Source organism: Streptomyces sp. NPDC050743 (assembly GCF_044456925.1).
Lineage (GTDB): Bacteria > Actinomycetota > Actinomycetes > Streptomycetales > Streptomycetaceae > Streptomyces.
This window is the reverse complement of the sequence record NZ_JBITGJ010000115.1, coordinates 1-19,085: the sequence shown is the minus strand read 5'-3', so window position 1 is coordinate 19,085 and position 19,085 is coordinate 1. Positions and strand designations below refer to the sequence as shown.

Genomic DNA, 19,085 nt, shown 5'->3' with positions numbered 1-19,085 from the left:
GGAGAACGACGACGGCTTCGAAGTCGAACTCGTCGCGATCGACTCACCTGAACGAAAGTGGGATCAACCGATCCACAAGTCTTGACGATTACTCCTGAGCTACCACCAATCAAGACAACCTCTTAGCTTGACGTTTAACCTCGCTGGGCTTGGTGTTCCTTGATCGACTCGGCGCGTTTGACCGTCTTGCCGACGTCGTGACGCCTGGCCCGGTGCTTGTTCTTCGAGCCGGGAGGCCGTCCCGGGCCCGGCCGGGAGGGTTTCGGTGCGGCTGCCGGGCGGGCCACGGTCGCGCGGATGTTGCGAAACCCCCGCCGGACCCGGGCGGGGGTGAGGCGGCGGGGTTCCGCGGGCCGTTCCCAGGGGCGGCGGAGGTCCTCCGTGAGGGGGCGGGCGAGGCGGAGCTGGGTATGGGCAGCGATGATCAGCCAGGTCCATAGGTCGGCCGTGTCGGGATGCCTGATTTTCGGGGCGGTCCAGCCCAGAGTCTGTTTCATGAGCCGGAAGGTGTGCTCCAGGTCGAAGCGGCGGAGAAAGGACTGCCACCAGCGGTCCACGTCCGCCGGTTCGGCAGCGGTGGCCGAGCACCACAGCCAGACCGGTTTAGGGTCCCGGTCACCGGGCAGGTGCTCGACCTTCAGGCGGATCAACGTGCCGTGCAGAACGGGAAGTTCTTCCTTGGCGTGGTTCAACCAGGGCCCGCGGTGGGTGAGCCGGGGGTGCATCCGGTCCCAGGCCGTCGCGGTGGCCGTGCCGTAGCGGGTGGTGTCCGTGGCGGTCGTGACGTCGGGCTCGTGCCAGCTGTCGGGCTTCTTGAACGTGAGAACGCCGCCATGCCGGCGGGGGCGCCCGCCCCGGGGACCCGACCGGGCGGGGCCGGGGTCGCGGAGCATGACCCGGTCCGAGCGCAGGCGCCCGACCAGCGCGACCGGCAGGTCAGCGAGGGCGTGGGTCAGGTAGGCGACGTCGTAGCCGGAGTCCATCACGATCAGGATGTCCGGGTCGCCCGGTCTCCATTGGCCTACGGTTGTCAACCGCTCGACAACATCGCGGAGTTGGGCGGCAGTGGCGGTTGTCGCGTCGTCGGCCGGGCCCAGGCGAACCGCGTCCAGGAGAGTGACCCAGGAGGTGCGGCCGGTTTCCAGGGCCGCGACGAAGGAGTAGGGCCAGCCTGGCACCAGCTGGTCCGAGCTGCGGTCGCCGCGTCCGTAGACATGGCAGAAGAGCCGGTCGCCGCTGGTGGGGGCGTCCGGTCGCAGCCAGTGCGACACGTCCACGGCGAGCACGATCCGCCCGTCGGCCGCCTTCGGCAGCGGCAGCTCCGCCAGCGCGCGGCGCAATCGTGTCGGCTCCAGCCAGCCCCGGTCCAACGCGGCATACAGGGCCCCATGCCCCCGTCGGTGCTCGACCGCCAGGCAGAGCTCGACCAGGGTCTTCACCGGTCCATCGGCGCACAAGATCGCCTCGGTGAGCTCGAAGAGCGCATCGGCACGGCTGTACAGACAGTCGTAGAACTCGACCCGAAAGCGGGACAACGCGCTCAATGCCTCGCCTGCGGGCGTGTCGACGGGGAGACTCATACGCAGCGGCCGTTCTCTCGTGCTTCGTTACTCGACATCTCGAAGCGTGGAGAACGGCCGCCTTCGCTGTCCCGGGAAGAACCGCAGATCAGCAGGTCGAGTGACCTGCGAGGTTAAACGTCAAGCTTAGAGGTCGTTTTCACCTGTGATATGCCGCTTTGACCTGGACTTTTCGAGCAGGGGTTGGCGTCTTGGCGCGTCTGGTGGAGTGGTTGCGGTCCATGCGCCGGATGGGGTGACGGCTGGGGCGGGGTGTGCCTTGCGCCTGTCTCATCCCAAGACGCCCGTGGCGCTGTGGTGCTCCCGCCGTTCTCGGTTCACGCCTGGGCGCACGCCCCTGGTCGGCGGTACGTCCAGGTCATGGCCGAACGTCGCGCGTATCCGAGTGATCTGTCCGATGCCCGCTGGGAGTTGATCGAGCCGGTGCTCAGTGCTTGGCGGGCCGAGCGGCGACGGTTTGCGCTGAACATCGGCCGCCCGCCCGAGCACGATCTGCGCGAGATCATGAACGCGATCCTGTACGTGGACCGCACCGGGGTGCAGTGGCGCTACCTGCCGCACGACTTCCCGCCCTGGGAGACTTGCTACGGCTACTTCGCCAAGTGGCAGAAGGCCGGCGTGTTCACCCAGCTCACCGGCGTACTGCGCAGGCTGTTACGGCAGCAGGAGGGTAGGCAGCCGGAGCCGTACGCGTGCGTCATCGACGCCCAGAGCGTGAAGACCTCCACCAGCGTCCCGGCCGCCGGACAGGGCACCGATGCGGCGAAAAAGATCGTGGGCCGCAAGCGGAGCATCGTCACCGACACCCTGGGACTGCTGCTCGCGGTGCTGGTCACGGCCGCGAGCGTGCAGGACTCCGCAGCGGGCACCCACCTGATCGACCAGGTCGCGGCCGCTCACCCCACCATCCGCAAGGTCTGGGGCGACGGCGGCTACCGCCAGCACCTCGTCGAGCACGCCGCCCAACTCGGCATCGACATGGAAATCGTCCAACGCACCCCCGGAACCAGAGGGTTCACACCGGTGCCCAAGCGCTGGACTGTCGAGCGGACCTACGGGTGGCTGATGTTCCACCGCCGCCTGGCGCGCGACTACGAGACCCTTCCCGCTCGCTCTGAAGCCATGATCCACCTGGCCATGACCGACCTGATGGCTCGCCGCCTCACCGGCGAAGCCACCGTCTCCTGGCGCGACTCGACATCCCGGGATCAAACAATAATTCCGGGATGAAACATCGGGAGAAAACGACCTCTTAGCTCTGACGGGCGTCCGGGCCGCTTCGCACGGAGGCTACGCGCTCCGAAAACCTCCGGAGGAGCGTCCAGATGTAGTTGTTAGGCGCCGTGGTTGGCAGTCCGATATGCCGTCATCGAAGGACTTGGGCCGAGGCGAGTCCCCCTGGGATTGCACAACTGTCTGTCGTGCCTTGGACGAAGTGGCCGGCCCATTGGGTGCTTCTCTTCCTCACATGCCTGCGCGTATGAGAGAGGCCCCCGTCGCTACTGACGGGGGCCTGCCGGGTGCGGCGTCCCTCCTCCCAAGTCAGGGAGCAGGCTCGGTGGACGGTCTTGTCGCCCGCCCGCCTCCCGGCGCCGACGCTATGCGCGGTGGTACTGGACGGGGGTGGGCACCTGCCCGCCCAGTGCCGTGGCTGCGTGACGGGCCCAGTACGGGTCGCGCAGCAGTTCGCGGCCGAGGAGGACGGCGTCGGCCTTGTCGGACGCGAGGATGGCCTGGGCCTGGTCAGGCTCGGTGATCATGCCGACGGTGGCCACAGGCATGTCGGCCTCCTCGCGTACCCGCTGGGCGTAGGGCACCTGGTAGTCGGGTCCGACCGGGATTGTCGCGTCGGGCACGTTGCCGCCGGTGGAAACGTCGAGGAGGTCGATGCCGCGGGCGCGGAGTTCCTTCGCCAGCCGCACGGTCTCGTCCGCGGTCCACCCGTCGCGGGCGTCGTCGTTCTCCTGCAGCCAGTCGGTGGCGGAGACGCGGAAGAAGACTGGCAGGTCGGCCGGCCAGACGGCGCGGACGGCGTCGACGACCTCCAGGGCGAAGCGGGTGCGGCCGGCGAAGTCGCCGCCGTAGGCGTCGGTGCGGTGGTTGCTGTGCGGGGAGAGGAACTGGTGGATCAGGTAGCCGTGTGCGCCGTGGACCTCGGCGACCTCGAAACCGGCGTCCAGGGCTCGCCGGGCGGCGGCAGCGAACGCCTGGACGACAGCACTGATCTCCTCGACTGAGAGCTCCTCGGGAGTCGTCGCCCCTGCCTGGAAGGCGGTCGCGCTCGGTGCGACGGGGGTCCAGCCGTGCTGCTCGCCGGGGGCGATGGGGGCGCCGCGGTCGACCCAGGTTCGTTCGGTGGAGGCCTTGCGTCCGGCGTGGGCGAGCTGGATGCCGGGCACGGTGTCCTGGGACTTCAGGAAGGTGGTGATCCGCCGGAACGCCTCGACGTGGGTGTCGTTCCAGATGCCGAGGTCGTACGGGCTGATGCGGCCCTCGGGGCTGACGGCGGTGGCCTCGGTGATGATCAGTCCGGTGCCGCCGGTGGCCCGCGCCGCGAGATGCGCGAAGTGCCAGTCGTTCGGCACGCCCGCCTGGTCGCCGTCCGGTGCGGCGCTGTACTGACACATGGCGGCCATCCAGATCCGGTTCGGGATGGTCAGCGAGCGCAGGGTGAGGGGCTCGAAGAGCGTGCTCACGAAGGTGTCTCCTAGATGCGTGAACAGTTATGTACGGAGTGTGCGGTGGAGGGAATCATTCGGTTCCTCCGCATTTGAGTATGTTTGCGAACGCTGGATAGCGGCGCTTGCATTCCCGCCGCGCGGAGGTGCCGTCGCGTCCCTCAGGCGAGGGATGTGAGGACTAGCGCGGAAAGCGCTGCGCGAGGCAAGAGCCGACTGGCGTCGACGTATTCGGCTGCGGCGTGGGCGCCGTCGCCGATCGCGCCCAGTCCGTCCAGGACGGGACTGCCCGCAGCGGCGGCGAAGTTGCCGTCGCTTGCCCCGCCGACGCTTGCTTCGTCAAGCCGGTCGCTGAGCAGGGCGGCGCAGCGCTGTGCCAGTCCGGCCAGGGCGGCCACCTGGGGGGTGCGGGTGAAGACCGGCCGGTTCCAGCCGCCGCTGACGGTGACGGTGGTGCGTGGATTGTGGGGCCGCAGGTCGTCCAGGGCTGCGGTGACGCGGTGTGCCTCGGCCTGCGTGGAGACGCGGATGTCGATCTCTGCGACCGCTTGGCCGGCGGTGACGTTGGGCCGGGTGCCGCCGGTGACGACACCGATGTTGAGGCTTGTGCCGGCGTCGTGGTTCCGCAGCTCGGCGAGGTCCAGGATCTGGTGGGCCAGCTCTTCCACTGCGCTGGCTCCGCGCTCCGGGTCCAGGCCGGCATGCGCTTCCTCTCCGGTGACGGTGAGGCGGAACAGGCCGACGCCCTTGCGTGCGGTTTTGAGGGCTCCACCAGGGGCGGACGCCTCGAAGACCAGTGTGGCGCGGCTGTTGCGGGCCTCGTCGATGATGACGTCCCGCGATGCCTGGCTTCCGGTCTCCTCGTCGCCGTTGAGTACCAGGGTGACGGCCGGCCGAGGCAGAGCGAGGGCGTCCAGAGCCTTCAGCGCCCAGACGGCCTGGACGAGGCCGGCTTTCATGTCGAAGACGCCGGGTCCGGTGATGCGGTCGCCGTCGTTTCGGAAGGGGCGTGCCGCCAGAGTGCCTGCGGGCCAGACCGTGTCGTAGTGCGCGAGGAGCAGCACAGGGGTGTCCCCGGTACCGGCGTAGCGGCGGATCAGGATGTCGCCGGCGTCGGGACGGTGGAGGACCTCCTGTTCGCAGTCGGTTCCCAGGCGCTGGTCGAGCCACTGCTGCAGCCAGTCGAGGCAGGTGCTGAGCAGGGCCTTGTCGTCGCTGGGGCTTTCCCGACCGGTGTAGGCGGCCAGGTCCGCCACGATCTGCGTGTGGCGGTCTGCGAGCCACGACCGGATGTCTTCGGCGTCCTCGGGGCCGGTCGCGGGCCGGTGCGACAGGTCCGGTGCGGGGGGCTGCGTCACGTCCGAACTGCTGCCCGCCAGGGGCCGCAGGGCTTCGAGCCGCTTCTCGGACATGGTGGTGGGGTCCTTCTCGAGCTCCTTGAGGCCGTCGACCACGGCCCGCAGAACCGGTGTCGCGATGCCGTGCCGGTCGGCCTGGGCGAAGACGTCGGCGTAGTGCGTGGTCACCTCGACGGGCCGGCCTCGGACGGCCAGGTCGCGCCAGATGCCGCTGCGGTTCTTTGGCTGGGTGCGCAGCCACCGCGTCAGCTGGTCTGCCGCGGCGCGTTGCCGCTGCGGTGCCGCGCCTGTGCGGAAGGCGTCGGGGTCGAAGGCGTCGAAGGGTTCCAGGGTGATGCCGAGGCTGTCGGCGACGGCGAACACCTCGGCGGCGACCGCGGCCATGACCGTGGTGTGCCGGTCGATCAGGTCTGCCATCGGTGCGTCGGCCAGTGCGGTGGCGGCCAGCATGGCGCCGAAGCCGGCTTTGGCCCAGAGGTAGCCGTCCACGTTGTCGCTGGCCACCGCGTCGGCGTCCACCGAGAGGTGCGCGACCAGCTGGCGGACTCGCTCGGAGACCGGCTCGCCGCGCATCTCGCCCACGACGAGGGCTCCGGCGCCGCCGTCGCGCACCACGCCGGGTTCGGTGACGTCGGCGAAGACGTTGATGAAGGCGGCGACCGCGCGATCCCGTCCCACCCGGGCGGCGATGCGTTCCTCGTTGAACCCGTTCTGGAGGGAGGCGACCCAGCCGTCGGGGCTCAGGCGGGGGGTGATCCAGTCGAGTGCCGTCCCGGTGGCCTGCGCCTTCACGGCCAGCAGCACCCTGTGCAGCGGGCCCTCGTACTCCTCCGGCAGCAGCGCGTCGACGTGGGCGACTTCGGATTCGTGCCCGTCACGGGTCAGCACGAGTCCGTGGGCGCGGATTGCCTCGACGTGAGCGCGATCGGTGTCGACGAGCCGGACGTGCTGTCCGGCCCGGACCAGTCGGTGGGTGAGGATGCCGCCGATGGCGCCGCCCCCGACGACGGTGTAGGTGGTGTCGGTCATGCGGTCTGTCCCTCCTGGATGCGGGGCAGGTGCAGGGTTCCCGCGCTGGACCCGCCGTCCACCCGCAGGACTTCTCCCGTGATCCAGGAGGCCTCCGGTGTGCTGAGCCAGAAGACGGCTTCGGCGATGTCGGATGGTGTTCCCGCACGACCGAGCGGGTTGACCGAGATGGCGGCGGCGTACTCCGGAGAGACGGGATTGATGCGGCTGTCGACCGGGACGAATCCGGGGCTGACGGCGTTGACGCGGATGCCGTCGGCACCGAGTTCGAGGGCGGCGGCGCGGGTGGCCATCTCCAGCGCGGCCTTCGACGTCGCGTAGGGACCGCCACCGAGGCGGGAACGCAGCGCTGATCCGGACGAGATGTTGACGACGCAGCCCCCTGCCCGGTCCTGTCGTGCTTGCCGGGCGTACGCGGCGGTGGCCAGCACTGGCGCTCGCAGGTTCAGGGCGAACAGACGGTCCCAGGTCTCCGCGGTCACGTCGGCCATGTCCAGGGAGGGGTAGATGCCGGCCGCGTTGACCAGGACGTCCACCGGTCCTCCGGCCGTCCGGGCCTGCTCGATCAGCGCGTCCGGCATGTCGGGGTGCGTGAGGTCCCCGGCGACGTGGCCGGCCTCCAGTGAGGCGGCGGTGTCCTCCAGGGCTTCGCACGGGAGGTCGGCGAGCGTCAGGCGGAAGCCCCCCTGCGCGAACCGCTGGGCGACCGCCCGGCCTATCCCGCCAGAGGCGCCGGTGATGACGGCGTGGGGCATCAGGCGAACTCCTTGTTCTTGGTCTCGGGCATGGTCAGGTAGACGACGAGGGAGACGAGCGAGGCCGCGGAGACGTAGAGCCACAGCCAGCCGCCGTAGTTGTGGTCGTGCATCCAGGTCGTCACATAGGGCGCGGTGCCGCCGAAGGCGGCCACCGCCAGGGCGTACGGGAGGGCGATGCCGGTGGCGCGGATCTCGGGGGGGAACTGCTCGGCCATGATGACGGCGCAGTTGGCGGAGTAGCCCAGGATCAGCAGCATGCCGGTCAGTTGCACCAGGAACAGGCGGGTGAAGCTGGCGTCGAGGAAGTGGAGCAGGGGCCAGCTCAGCACGATGAACCCGACGGCGAATCCGGCCAGCGTGGGCTTGCGTCCGATGCGGTCGGACAGCCGGCCGACCAGGGGCAGCAGGGTGATGAAGATGGCCAGGCACAGGGTCTGCGACAGCAGTGCCTGGCTCAGGGGTATGCCGGTGGTGAGGTTGGCGTATGTGGGCAGGTAGTTGACCCAGATGTAGTAGGTCAGGGTGCCGGCGATGGTGATGCCGACGACGCGCAGGGCCGCGGCGGGATGCTCGGTGAGCATGGTGCGGAGGGGGTTCGAACGGGTGAGGCCCGCGCTGCGCGCCCGGTGGAAGGAGTCGGTGTCCTCGACCGAGATCCTCAGCCACAGGCCGACCAGTCCGAGCAGGCCGCCGATGGCGAAGGCAACCCGCCAGCCCCAGGAGTGCAGGGCCGCGTCGTCGAGCGTGGACGTGGCCAGGGTGCCGAGCAACGAGGCGATCAGCGCGCCGCCACCGACCGACACCTGCTGCCAGGAGCCGGCGAACGCGCGTCCGCCCCGGACTCCGGATTCGACCAGGAAGGCCGAGGAGGATCCGAACTCGCCCCCGGCGGAGAACCCTTGCACCAGTCGGGCTATCAGGAGCACGACGGGCGCGGCGAGCCCGATGCTGTCGTACGCCGGGGTCAGAGCGATGACGAACGAGGCGCCCGCCATCAGTCCCACGGTCAGCGTCAGACCCTTCTTGCGGCCGTTGCGGTCCGCGTAGACGCCGAGTGCCGCGGCACCGACCGGGCGCATGACGAAGCCGACGGCGAAGATCGCGAGGGTGGACAGCAGGGCGACGTCGCCGGTACCGGAGGGGAAGAACTCGGTGGAGATGATCTTCGCGAAGATCGCGTAGAGGGCCCAGTCGACCCACTCGATGGTGTTGCCGATGGCGCCGGCGGCGATGGCCTTCACCTGCCGCGCGTTCAGGCGGGCGGCAGGCTCGGTGGCCGCGGGCGCGCTCTGGCCCTGCTGTGCAGTCATGCTCTGCTCTCCGTTCTGCGAGACGGAATGTCGTGGCGCACCGCTTCCGCCAGCTGTGCGTGGGTGGCGTACCAGACGCCGGGGTGGGCTGCGATGTGGTCGAGCAGTTCACGCAGGACAACCAGGCGCGAGCGGTGGCCGATGACGTGCGGGTGCAAGGTGAGCTGGAAGACCCCGCCCTCCCGGTAAGCGGCGTCGAACTCGTCCACCCAGATCTCCAGGACGTCGCGCGGGCGGGTGTAGGGCCGCACGGAGCCGTAGCGGTCCATCGTGAAGTAGGGGGCGTCATCGCGGATCCAGTCGACCGGGATCTCCACCAGCCCTGTGGGCTCGCCGGCTGCGAGGATCTCGTACGGCTCGTCGTCGGCCATCAGCGAGGAGTCGTAGGTGAACCCCAAGCCGAGAAACGTCTCCAGTGTGGTGGGCGAGAAGTCCCACGAGGGGGTGCGGACACCGACGGGCCGCTGCCCTGTCAGCTGGGTCAGCGTGTCCACGGACCTCTCCACCAGGTCGCGCTCATCGGCCGCCGACAGCAGCATGTTGCGTTCGTGGATCCAGCCGTGCACGGCCAGTTCATGGCCGTGCACGGTGTAGGCACGGGCCTCGTCGGGGTGGAGCAGGGCGGAGACGGCAGGCATGAAAAACGTCGCCGGCACGCTGTACTTCTCCAGCAGCGCCAGGATGCGGGGCGCTCCCACGCGAGCGCCGTACTCGCCCTGGGCGAGCCGGCCCGGGCTCGTCTCGCCGTCACGCAGCGGGATCGTCTCATGGTCGGGATCGAAGGACACGGCAACCGCGACACGTGCCCCGCCGGGCCACTGGGTGGGGGTGAGGCGCTGTCCGGCGCGCACCGCGTCGATATGCCGGCGCCATTCACTTTCGGGCCACTGCCAGCTCGGTGTGGGCAGGGTGCTGTCCGATTCGGACATGGAGGGTCTCCACTTCGTCGGTAACGACAGGAGGAAGAGATCCGCGAGGAGCGACGCCGAAGTGGCGTGCCCTGGCGGGAGAATGCGGCGGTCGGACCGCCGAGGAGCCCGGACCCGAGCAGTTCAGCTCGGGATCGTCATCTTGGTCCAGGCGTGTTTGAGGGTGGCCAGATGCAGGGTGATCTCGGAGGCGATCAGGCCGGGCAGAGCGCCGACGACTTCGGCGGTGTAGCGGAACACGTCAGTGCGGTGTGGCAGGACGACGTGTCCCACCAGGTTGAACCTGCCGGTGGCGGCGGACAGGAGCTTCGTCCCGGTGTGGCGTGCGAGTTGCCGTCCGGCCGCGTCGAGCCGGTCCGGCTCGACCGACAGCCACACCATGAACTCCGCCTCGAAGCCCAGCAGCGCCGGGTCGACCAGAGTGCGGAAATGCAGCACACCGCGGTTGACCAGCCGTTCCAGGGCCCGGGACACACTGGACTCGGTGCGTCCCAGCTGCCGGGCGAGCGCGCTCATCTGCATCCGCCCGTCCGACGAGAGCGTCCTGGCGACCTCCCGCTCGAGGTCGGACAGCGCTTGTGGCGCCTCGTCCCACCCCGCGCGTTCGAAAGGCGCGGCGAGCGCTGCGGGACGCAGGGCGTCGCGGGCCTGCGGAGGCAGCAGCCCTGTGTCCCAGTGGGCCGGCGAGGTGAAGTTGCGGATGGCGGCAACACACTCCGTGCCCGTGATCAGGTCAGCGCCCGGCAGGTCGGTGTACAGCAGGCGCATCAGTTCTTCGTTGTCCTGGGCGACGAAGTCCACGATGAGGTCCGCCGCGCCGGTGACCACGGCCAGGAAACGTACTTCCGGGCAGTCGGCCAGTAGCCGCGCCAGTTCCAGGCCCTTGCCGGGACGGGCCTGGACACGCACCAGCATGGACGAGCCCGACATGGTGCGGTCGAGTTCCAGGGTCGCCACGACGCGGACGAGTTGCCGCTCGCGCAGGCTCTGGTACCGGCGCTGCACAGTGGTCTCGCTCGCGCCCGCCCAATGGGCGATCGCGCTCCACGGGGCACGGCCGTTGAGCTGGAGCGCCGCGATGATGCGGCGGTCCAGGTCATCGACCATTGCGGAGTGGGGGCGACCAGGCATGCCGGAACACTAGGCCGGGTGCAGATACCGGTCAACGGAGGAATCCTGCGATGCGCGGAGGGTGTTCCTTCCACCCGCTGCCCGCCTGGTTTCCACACAAGGGACACCTGCAGGTCAGCAGCCACGTCGGAGACTCCGGTAAGGGCGCAGGATATCTTCATGGGGTACTGCATTTTTCTTTCGTTCATGCTCGTCACGCCTCATTCAGGCCGGCTTCCCGGGCTGCTGGCGCGCTGTTTCCAGTTGCGTCCGGCAGCGACGGCCGACTTCGAGGCACCGCTCCAAGACCACGCCGAGGTCGAGACAACCGATGATGAATTCCTCCAGGGCGAGCATGCGGTCACCGCGCCCTATGACCTGGGGGTGGAGTGTGACCGTCAGAACACCGCCCTCAGTGTGGCGGATCATGTAGCGGACGTCGCCGAGGAAGCGGGCGAACATCTGGTGCGGATCCTGTAGGCCGGGCATCACCGTCGTCCCGGTGCGGACGAACTCCAGATGGGGGTAGTCGTCCAGGGTCCAGGACACGGGGAGTTCGACGATCTGGCTGGCGGGGCCGAAGACGTATGGGCCGTCCGGGTCGTGACGGTCTCCGGTGCGCGCGAGGTACGGGACACAGTCGGTCCCCATCAGCGAGGAGTCGTACTCGATGCCGGCTTCCTGCAGCAGCTCCACCGTGTGTGCGGTGAAGTCGAAGCTCGGGGTGCGGTGGCCAGCGGGCGGCGTGCCCGTGAGGTCCTCGATCAGCGCGGAGGCACGTTGCAGCACGGCGCGCTCGGTCTCCCGCTCCAGGGTGGAGACCGGTTCGTGCAGGTAGCCGTGGAGCGCTATCTCATGCCCGGCCTCGTGGATGGCCCGGCACTGCGCGGAATACGTCTCCAGGGTGTGCCCGGGGATGAAGAACGTGGAGGCGATGCCGTACGTGTCGAGCAGCTGCAGGATCCGGGGGATGGCGAAGGCGCCGAATTCCCCGCGCGAGACCGGCCCCGGGCTGGTCATGCCCCGGGCGGCCCACAGCGAGATGGCGTCGAAGTCGAAGGTCAGGCAGACGGTTCCGCGCTCAGTCATGGGCGGGTGCCTCCGGAGTGAAATCACGGGCGGGAGCGGGGGCGGCCGGCTCGAAGAGCGCGTCGAGTTCCCAGCGGGTGTAGGCGTGGTCGCGCGGGGGGCCGGGAGCGATCCACAGGGTTCGTGAGGTCAAATCCATGACGATCGAGTAGACGGTGCAGACCTGGTCCCCGGCCGCGACCTCTGGGTCGGGCCATCGGCAGATCCCGTCCGGATACGACCAGTCGTCCCGCAGGACGCGCACCACGTCCGCCGTGGTGATCGCCCGGCGATCTGCCGCGGGGGCGAGGAGGTGGCGCACGCGCGTCGGACGCAGCTGGGTCAGCGCGCTCGTCGCGGCCTTGAGGTCGCGCAACGGAAGGTCGGCCATGAAGTGGTTGGCGTGGGCCAGCAGCCCGTCCTCCGGCAGCAGGGTGCCGAAGACCTGTGGGGCCAGCTCGAAGTCCACCGCCTCGCCCCCTGCGTCGGCGAGCAGGACGTTGCCCGACGAGATGCGGCGCACTGGAAGGAGCCGCTGGTGCGCTTTGGACATGGTCCTGGCGTGCAGGGCACCGCGCAGCAGGAAGTGGTAGGGGATTCCTTCGCCCCCGGTGTCCCGGTCGGAGACCAGCAGGTTGGCGCAGACGCCGAGCCCTGCGGAGTTGAGGCCGCTCTTGGCGAGCATGCCGGCCTCGGTCAGGGACAGCACCGTGAAACCCGACGGGTCGCGAGTGGCGAGGAGGAAGGTGACGTCCGCCTGTTCGGGATGCCAGTCCCAGTTCTGGGCAAGCAGCATGTGGCCGTCTCGGGTGTGGCTGGGCAGGACGGCGAGCGAGGTGCAGCCCTCGTCGCGGTATCCCGTCCCATACAGCAATTCCGTGCGCGCGTTGAGGGCGGCGATCCGGGCGAGGGACTGCCCGGATCCCGCGGCCATTCCCTCCAGCATGGCGGCGATGCCAGGGTCGTACTCCTCGGCCAGGGCGTGGTATCTGCGGCCCCAGCTGTCGATGGTGGTGTCATCGAGTCCTGCCTGGTCACGGAATCGTGCGGTGTACGTCTCGACGCTGCGAGCGATGAGGTCGGCGGTCCGCACGCCGATCTGTTCTCCCACGTCATGGTGGTTGCCCTCGACCGCGATCAGAGGGGGAACGGTGTTCATCGTGGGGTGCTCCTGATCAGCGCAGGGGGGAACGGTAGGACTCGGGCATGGCGCACACGGTCAAGAAGGTGACCAGGGCCGCGACCGTCGGGAGAATCGCCACGGCCGGCCCCGAACCCGTGGCGGCGGCGATGCCCGAGGCGATGAAGGCGGCGGTGCCTCCGAAGGCCATGACGGCGAAGTTGTAACCGATGCCCAGGGCCGAGTAGCGCACGGTGGTCGGGAACAGTTCCGCGAGGGCGGCCGGACCCGGTCCGGAGAAGCAGCCGAGCACCAGGGCGATCAGGACCTGCCCGCCGTATACGGCGGCCGTCGACCCGGTAGAGAACAACGCCATGACCGGGAACGAGAGCAGGACGAAGCTGCCGGAGCCCGCCAGCAGCAACTTCTTGCGTCCGATGCGGTCCGACCAGAGCCCGAACAGGACGATCGACACCGTGAGGACGCCGATACCCACGAGGGTGGACGCGTTCACGACGCCCGCCGGCACACCGGCCTCCGAACGCAGGTAAGTGGGCAGGTAGGTGAGGAAGAAGAAGTACGCGACCGTCCACCCGACGGTGAATCCGAAGCCGCGCAGCATGGCGGCCTTCTGCTGCGCGAACGCCGCGCGCAGCGGATTAACACGGTGCGCGGTAACCGATTCCTGTTCGACGAAAGCAGGCGTCTCTTCCAGTCCGAGGCGCAGGAAAGCAGCTGCGGCCGCGGTCACCGCACCAAGCAGGAAGGGGACGCGCCAGCCGAAGGACAACATGGCGTCCCCGGGGAAAGCCGCCTCGTTGACGGCGACCACGGCTGCCGCCAAGAGGAAACCCGCTGCCGTGCTCACCTGATTGAAGCTGCCGAACACGCCCCGTCTGCCATCCGGAGCGTACTCGACGAGCATGGCCGCCGATCCGGCCCACTCCCCGGCCACCGCGAACCCCTGAACGAGACGGAGCACCACGAGCAGCACCGGCGCCAGGTTCCCCGCGGACTGGTGGGTGGGAAGGCAGCCGATCAGTGCGGTCGCTGCTCCCATGACGACGACGCTGATGAACAGCGCGGGCCGACGCCCGAAGCGGTCACCGATGTGACCGAAGACCACGGTGCCGAGAGGGCGAGCGAAGAAGCCCACGGCGAACACTGCGAACGTGGACAGCACTCCGGTCGCGCTGCTTTCGCCGGGGAAGAACAGCGTTGCGAGCGCCGTAGCCGAGTACGCGTAGATCAGGTTGTCGTATTGCTCCAGGAGATTGCCGACGCTTGTGGCCACCAGCGCGCGGCGGTGCCGCAGAACGGGGTGTGACCGCGAGACCAGTGCAGGGGAAGCTGAGGACACGGTGCCTCCAGAGATATCGAAGAAATGAGAGCGTGAATGCTTGGTCGCATCCCGGCAGGTCGCCAGCTCGCGAGACATTTGCTGTTGGCGGCGATCTGCCGCTATCCGCTACCGGCAGGTCGTCATGCCGCCAGATGACCGCCGTCGACGGGGATCAGTGCCCCGGTGACGAACGAGGCCGCCTCGTCTGCGAGGAGTTCGACCACAGGCCCCAGTTCGGAGGGCTCACCGGGACGCCCCATCGGCGCACGCTGAACGCGCCGGTTCAGTTCCGCGTCCGGCAGGTCGGCCAGCAGCGCGGTCCTGAAGACGCCCGGCAACACGGCGTTGACCCGGACTCCGCGAGGGGCCAGTTCCACGGCGGCGACCCTGGTGATCTGGTGAACGGCGGCCTTGCTCGCCTGATAGGCCACCGAGGAGGGACTGGTCCGGGAGGCAGGCGCCGTCGACGCGCCGTAGACCGACCCAACGTTCACCACGCATCCCCGCACCGCGGCCAGGTCCTCGGCGAACGTCTTGATCCCTCGCCACACGCCCCAGACGTTGACCCGCAGAACGCGGTCGAAGTCCTCGTCGTCTGTCGTCAGCAGGTCCGCACGGCAACTAATGCCGGCGTTGTTGACAAGCACGTCCAAGCGCCCGAACTCCTCGCGGACACTGGCCGCGCACCGCTTCCACGAGTCCGCGCTGGAGACGTCGAGCGCGACCTTCTCCGGCCCTTCACCGTCGCTGAACGACTGGTCGGCCCGGACCAACCGTGCCCCCGCAGCCTCCAGATGCTCCGCCACGGCCGCACCCAGCCCGCGGGCCGCGCCCGTGACGAGCACCACCTTGTCCTTCATGCTCACAGCCGGTCCTTCCGTCGAGACCGGCAGCACCAACGCGCTACCGGTTGCGGAGCACCCTAAGAACGGTGGCGGGGCACGGCATCGGTCATCTACCCGATGCCGATCTCCCGCGGTGGGGCTAGCGGCTGCGGGCCAGCCCGTGCACGGTCCACCGGGAGGCCGCCACACGTTTCCTTGAGTGAAGCGGGCGGTTCGCCCTAGCATCGTCCGCGCCGCCCCATTGGCATCCGATCGGTCCCGAGCACCGGAGCACACATGGCCGTACCGGACACGCCCAGACCGCCGATCCCGCTCGCACGCCAGCCCACGTTCACCTTCCTCGAACTGACCCAGGCGGGGCGCCGTTACGTCTCCGACGGCCGGTTCTTCGCGGAGCGACCGCACCTGGAAACAATCGCCAGGCGCGCCGTCAGAGGATCCGTCGAAGGCCCCATCGCGTTCCTCGACAGCCACGGCGGGGCCCTCACCAGGGTGACGGTGGACACGACCACCCGGGAGCCCCGCACGGTGCGCCTCGAAGCCCGTGCCTGTCGAGCGCCGTACGACCTCACGAACCGGGAGCTCCAGGTGGCGACGTGCATGGCGGGCGGCCTGACCACGCCTGAGATCGCCCTGGCGCTGGGCTGCACCAGGCGCACCGCTGCCACCCACGTAGAACACGTCCTGGCCAAATGCGGGCTTCGGTCCCGGGCGGCCGTGGCCACCCTGATCACCGCGCTGGGCGCGCACACCCTTCCCGTACCTGTCGGTGACCTCGTCCTGCCCCCTGCCCTTGCCGAAATTCTGCGGTCCTCGCCGGGGCCCTCCGTGTCCTCGCCACCGCGGCCCCATCCGATCACCGTCGGTCTGATCTACCCGACCGGGCCGGCCGCGTCGGGGGCGGACCACCGCCACATGCGGCAAGGGGCCCTCCTCGCCCTTGAAGAGTGGGACCGGCGCGGCGGAGTGGCGGGCCGGCGCGTACGGTTCACCGTGACGGAAGCCGAACCCGGAGCTCTCCCCGACGCAGTGGCGGAGATGATCTCCTCTGGGGTCAACGCCATCCTTCTGGGCAACCAGCCGGCCTCCGCCGCCCGGGCAGCGATGGAGCCCGCCGCGGAGGCCGGCACCCCCGTACTGCACTCGATGATCGCCCCCGCCCTCACCGAAGCCGTGCACCACAACCCCCACACCCTGGGCCACGTCTTCCAGGCCACCGCAGACGAAACCGCCTACCTGCGCGGCTTCCTGCGCACGCTCGGCCAACTGCGTCAGTCAGGGGCCTGGCGACCCTCCAGACGAAGGATCGCCCTGCTCGTGCGGCGCAGCACCTCAGTAGAGGTCCTCGCAACGGAGTTGTACTCCGCAGTGGAAGCGGCAGGATGGAAACTCGTCCTGGCCGAGAGCGTCGACGAGCAGCAGTCCGCTCCCTGGCACTCGGTCGCCGAACGCCTCGAACGGGCAGAGCCGGACGCGGTCTTCCTATCCGTCGTGCCGGAACCGACCCTGCGCCGCTTCCTGGAGGCGACCGCCGACCTGCGGCACCGAACCCTGGTCCACACCGCGTGGGCCCCGGCAACCCCGGGCTTCACCGACCGCCTCGGTCCGCTCGCCGAAGGACTGGTCTGGTCGACAGTCGTCGGGGTCCGGGAGTCCCCGATCGCCGCCGCCTTCGCCCGCAGTTACCAGGCCGCCTACGGCGTCCCGCCCGGGCTCGGCGCCGCAGCCGTCCATTACGACCTGGTGCAAGTGCTCGCAGCCGCCTGGGCTTCCGTAGACCGGCCGTGGAACCACCGCGGCGTGCACAAGTACCTCCGCACGACACCCCATTACGGCGTCGCCGGCACGTACTCGTTCACCGGCCGCGGCCAGCGCGGCCTGGCCCACCCGGACGACGACGCAACCGACCCCTACCTGGCCCACCCGCACCTGACATACCGGATCCAGCGGGGCGAGCACCGACTGCTAAGCCCGTGATTCGGAGGCATCTCGCGTCTGATACACGCTTACTGCACTGCTCAGCGTGCCGCACGCATACCCGCCTCCAGCCAGCGGGCCCTCTCGGACGAACTGTCCGCGCTCGGCACCAACATGCTGCGCGCGCAGCCCCAGCCGGACTCCGAGGACAAGGCGCCGCTCCCAGAGGCGGCAGACGGCATGACGGCGAGAATCGGGCCGGTCACCAGCGCGACGGCGGCGGCCAACACCCATGCCATCGTTCGCCGTTCCGACCTTGCCGACCCCAACGACTCGATCGGACGCAATGTGCTGGCCGCCCCGGCCCAACCTGCTGCGCGGTCTCCCAGTCGTGGCTGCTCGTCCTGCCGCCGCTCGCCCTCGGCGCCGGCCTGGCATGCGCGACCGTCGTCAGCGCCGTCGCCGGCGTCTACCCGGCACTCCGCGCCTCGCGGCTGCCCCCGACCGAGGCGCTGTCGGCCATACGAGAACAGCGGGGCGACCTGCCCGCGATCATGGGCGGGATCTGGCATGTCGTGACGCTTTGATCTCTCGACGAAGACGTCACACCTGCGGGAGGGGCAAGTCATTCCCTCGCCGATGGATGACTCGCCCCGCTATTGCCCACTACGCGATCTTCATTCGAAGACGATGACCCGTCGTCCGACGACGTCGCCGCGGCCGAGGGCTTCCATGTTCTCGTTGATGTCTTCGAGCCTGACTTTGGTGACGTTGTGCTTGACGAGGCCGGCTTCGGCGAGGGAAAGGACCTCGACGAGATCCAGGTGGTTGCCCCAGAAGGAACCGAGGTAGGACTGTTCCATCCCCACAAAGGGGAACTGTTTGTGCTCGACGTGGTGGCTCATGAGGCCGACGGCCGCCAGTACCCCCTCCGGGCCCAGCAGGTCGAACCCCATCGAGATGGACGCGTTGCTGCCGACGCAGTCCAGGATGGCATCGAGCGTCCTGCGGCCGGTGAGACTTTCCAGTTCGTCCTGGATGGCCTCGGTGGACTTGTCGCGGACGTTGATCCCGTAGTCCGCGCCGTTCTCCTTTGCCACATCCAGCTTGGTGTCCTTGCGGGCGAAGGCCACCACGGTCGCTCCGCCTCCGAGTAGCTTCGCGTACTGGACCCCGTAGCTGCCCAAGCCGCCGATGCCCGTGACGGCGACGATGCGGCCGGGGCCGAGCTTGCCCGTATCCCGGATCTTCTTCATCCCCCGGTAGGGCGTCATGCCCGCGTCGGTCATCGGGGCGAGCAGCTCGGGCGCCTTCGCGGCGTTCTCTGAGACCGGAATGGCGTGGCGGGACTCCACGGCCATGTACTCGGCGAAGCCTCCTGGAGGGCCGAAGCCCACCCACCTGCCATTGCCGCTGCACAGTTGTTCGTTCCCCTCGCGGCACTGGCGACATGTGCCGTCTCCCCAGCTGGGGTTGACGACAACCATGTCACCCTCCGAGTAGCCCACCGATTTCGGTACGGCGCTGCCCAGGCCGGCTACTCGGCCTGTGACCTCGTGACCGGGGATGAAGGGGAGATCCACGGGGAACGGCCCTTCAAAGTAGCCTTCGAGCTGCTGGAAATCGCTCCGGCACATACCGGTCGCCGCGACCTTCAGCAGAATCTCCTCCGGCGCGGGGTCGGGCACGGGAACCTCCTCAATTCGGAGCGGTTCTTTGTATCCGTGCATCCGGGCTGCTTGCATCTGCATGGGGTGCCTCGCTTTCGCCGGCAAGCAGCGGTGCGGGCCGGTGCAGCGCGGCGAGATTTGGACCCCGTCGCCAGTCCCCGCGGCCGTCGCTCCGATTCGGATATCTCCAGGCTCCTGCGTCGGCCGCTGCCGTGCATCCGGAGATTCGAGGGCCGATAGGCACGGGGTGGGAGACCGCCGCGGGGCCGCAAGTCCCAGGGCCCCGGCGTTTGCCCGGCTCGTCCGACCTTGGGTCGGTTGACGTCGGTGGGGAGCCCCGGAAGCAGGCGAACACGGCCCCTGTGGATCAT

14 protein-coding genes are annotated in these 19,085 nt (G+C 69.1%); 2 read left to right on the top strand and 12 right to left on the bottom strand.

Annotated elements, in window-relative coordinates; all coding sequences use genetic code 11:
• Positions 1-134 precede the first annotated feature (134 nt).
• Positions 135-1,580, bottom strand: coding sequence for an NF041680 family putative transposase (locus ACIBJF_RS45505; protein ID WP_399183336.1), 1,446 nt, complete (start codon positions 1,578-1,580; stop codon positions 135-137).
• 360 nt (positions 1,581-1,940) lie between these two features.
• Between ACIBJF_RS45505 and ACIBJF_RS45500 the strand changes: the two genes are divergently transcribed.
• Positions 1,941-2,810 carry an IS5 family transposase gene (locus ACIBJF_RS45500; protein WP_399183334.1) on the top strand — a complete coding sequence of 290 codons (870 nt, stop codon included), beginning with the start codon at positions 1,941-1,943 and terminating at the stop codon, positions 2,808-2,810.
• Positions 2,811-3,178: 368 nt separating this feature from the next.
• On the opposite strand, the gene ACIBJF_RS45495 is transcribed toward ACIBJF_RS45500, so the two are convergent.
• From ACIBJF_RS45495 to ACIBJF_RS45450, 10 genes are all read right to left on the bottom strand, one after another.
• Positions 3,179-4,276 carry an NADH:flavin oxidoreductase/NADH oxidase gene (locus tag ACIBJF_RS45495; RefSeq protein WP_399183332.1) on the bottom strand — a complete coding sequence of 366 codons (1,098 nt, stop codon included), beginning with the start codon at positions 4,274-4,276 and terminating at the stop codon, positions 3,179-3,181.
• A 143-nt stretch (positions 4,277-4,419) separates the two neighbouring features.
• The gene (locus ACIBJF_RS45490) at positions 4,420-6,645 is read right to left on the bottom strand and encodes a 2-dehydropantoate 2-reductase (protein WP_399183330.1); all 2,226 of its coding nucleotides are present in this window, start codon (positions 6,643-6,645) and stop codon (positions 4,420-4,422) included.
• A complete protein-coding gene (locus ACIBJF_RS45485) occupies positions 6,642-7,400 on the bottom strand; it encodes an SDR family NAD(P)-dependent oxidoreductase (protein WP_399183328.1) in 759 nt (252 codons plus the stop codon). The genes ACIBJF_RS45490 and ACIBJF_RS45485 overlap by 4 nt, the downstream gene beginning before the upstream one ends.
• Positions 7,400-8,713: an MFS transporter gene (locus ACIBJF_RS45480; protein ID WP_399183326.1), complete on the bottom strand. Its 1,314-nt coding sequence runs from the start codon at positions 8,711-8,713 to the stop codon at positions 7,400-7,402. The genes ACIBJF_RS45485 and ACIBJF_RS45480 overlap by 1 nt, the downstream gene beginning before the upstream one ends.
• Positions 8,710-9,642 carry a polysaccharide deacetylase gene (locus tag ACIBJF_RS45475; protein ID WP_399183324.1) on the bottom strand — a complete coding sequence of 311 codons (933 nt, stop codon included), beginning with the start codon at positions 9,640-9,642 and terminating at the stop codon, positions 8,710-8,712. Before ACIBJF_RS45475 ends, ACIBJF_RS45480 begins: the two co-directional genes overlap by 4 nt.
• Before the next feature lie 123 nt (positions 9,643-9,765).
• On the bottom strand, positions 9,766-10,749 hold the full coding sequence (locus ACIBJF_RS45470; protein WP_399183340.1) for an Lrp/AsnC family transcriptional regulator: 984 nt from the start codon (positions 10,747-10,749) through the stop codon (positions 9,766-9,768).
• A 228-nt stretch (positions 10,750-10,977) separates the two neighbouring features.
• On the bottom strand, positions 10,978-11,841 hold the full coding sequence (locus ACIBJF_RS45465) for a polysaccharide deacetylase (RefSeq protein ID WP_399183322.1): 864 nt from the start codon (positions 11,839-11,841) through the stop codon (positions 10,978-10,980).
• Complete coding sequence (locus ACIBJF_RS45460; RefSeq protein WP_399183320.1) at positions 11,834-12,979, bottom strand: C45 family autoproteolytic acyltransferase/hydolase; 1,146 nt, start codon at positions 12,977-12,979, stop codon at positions 11,834-11,836. The genes ACIBJF_RS45465 and ACIBJF_RS45460 overlap by 8 nt, the downstream gene beginning before the upstream one ends.
• A gap of 16 nt (positions 12,980-12,995) precedes the next feature.
• Positions 12,996-14,300, bottom strand: coding sequence for an MFS transporter (locus tag ACIBJF_RS45455; RefSeq protein ID WP_399183318.1), 1,305 nt, complete (start codon positions 14,298-14,300; stop codon positions 12,996-12,998).
• A gap of 122 nt (positions 14,301-14,422) precedes the next feature.
• Complete coding sequence (locus ACIBJF_RS45450; protein WP_399183338.1) at positions 14,423-15,142, bottom strand: SDR family NAD(P)-dependent oxidoreductase; 720 nt, start codon at positions 15,140-15,142, stop codon at positions 14,423-14,425.
• Between the two features lie 261 nt (positions 15,143-15,403).
• Between ACIBJF_RS45450 and ACIBJF_RS45445 the strand changes: the two genes are divergently transcribed.
• Positions 15,404-17,104: an ABC transporter substrate-binding protein gene (locus ACIBJF_RS45445; protein ID WP_399183316.1), complete on the top strand. Its 1,701-nt coding sequence runs from the start codon at positions 15,404-15,406 to the stop codon at positions 17,102-17,104.
• 617 nt (positions 17,105-17,721) lie between these two features.
• Here the strand turns inward: ACIBJF_RS45445 and ACIBJF_RS45440 are convergent.
• A complete protein-coding gene (locus tag ACIBJF_RS45440; protein ID WP_399183314.1) occupies positions 17,722-18,732 on the bottom strand; it encodes an NAD(P)-dependent alcohol dehydrogenase in 1,011 nt (336 codons plus the stop codon).
• Positions 18,733-19,085 lie beyond the last annotated feature (353 nt).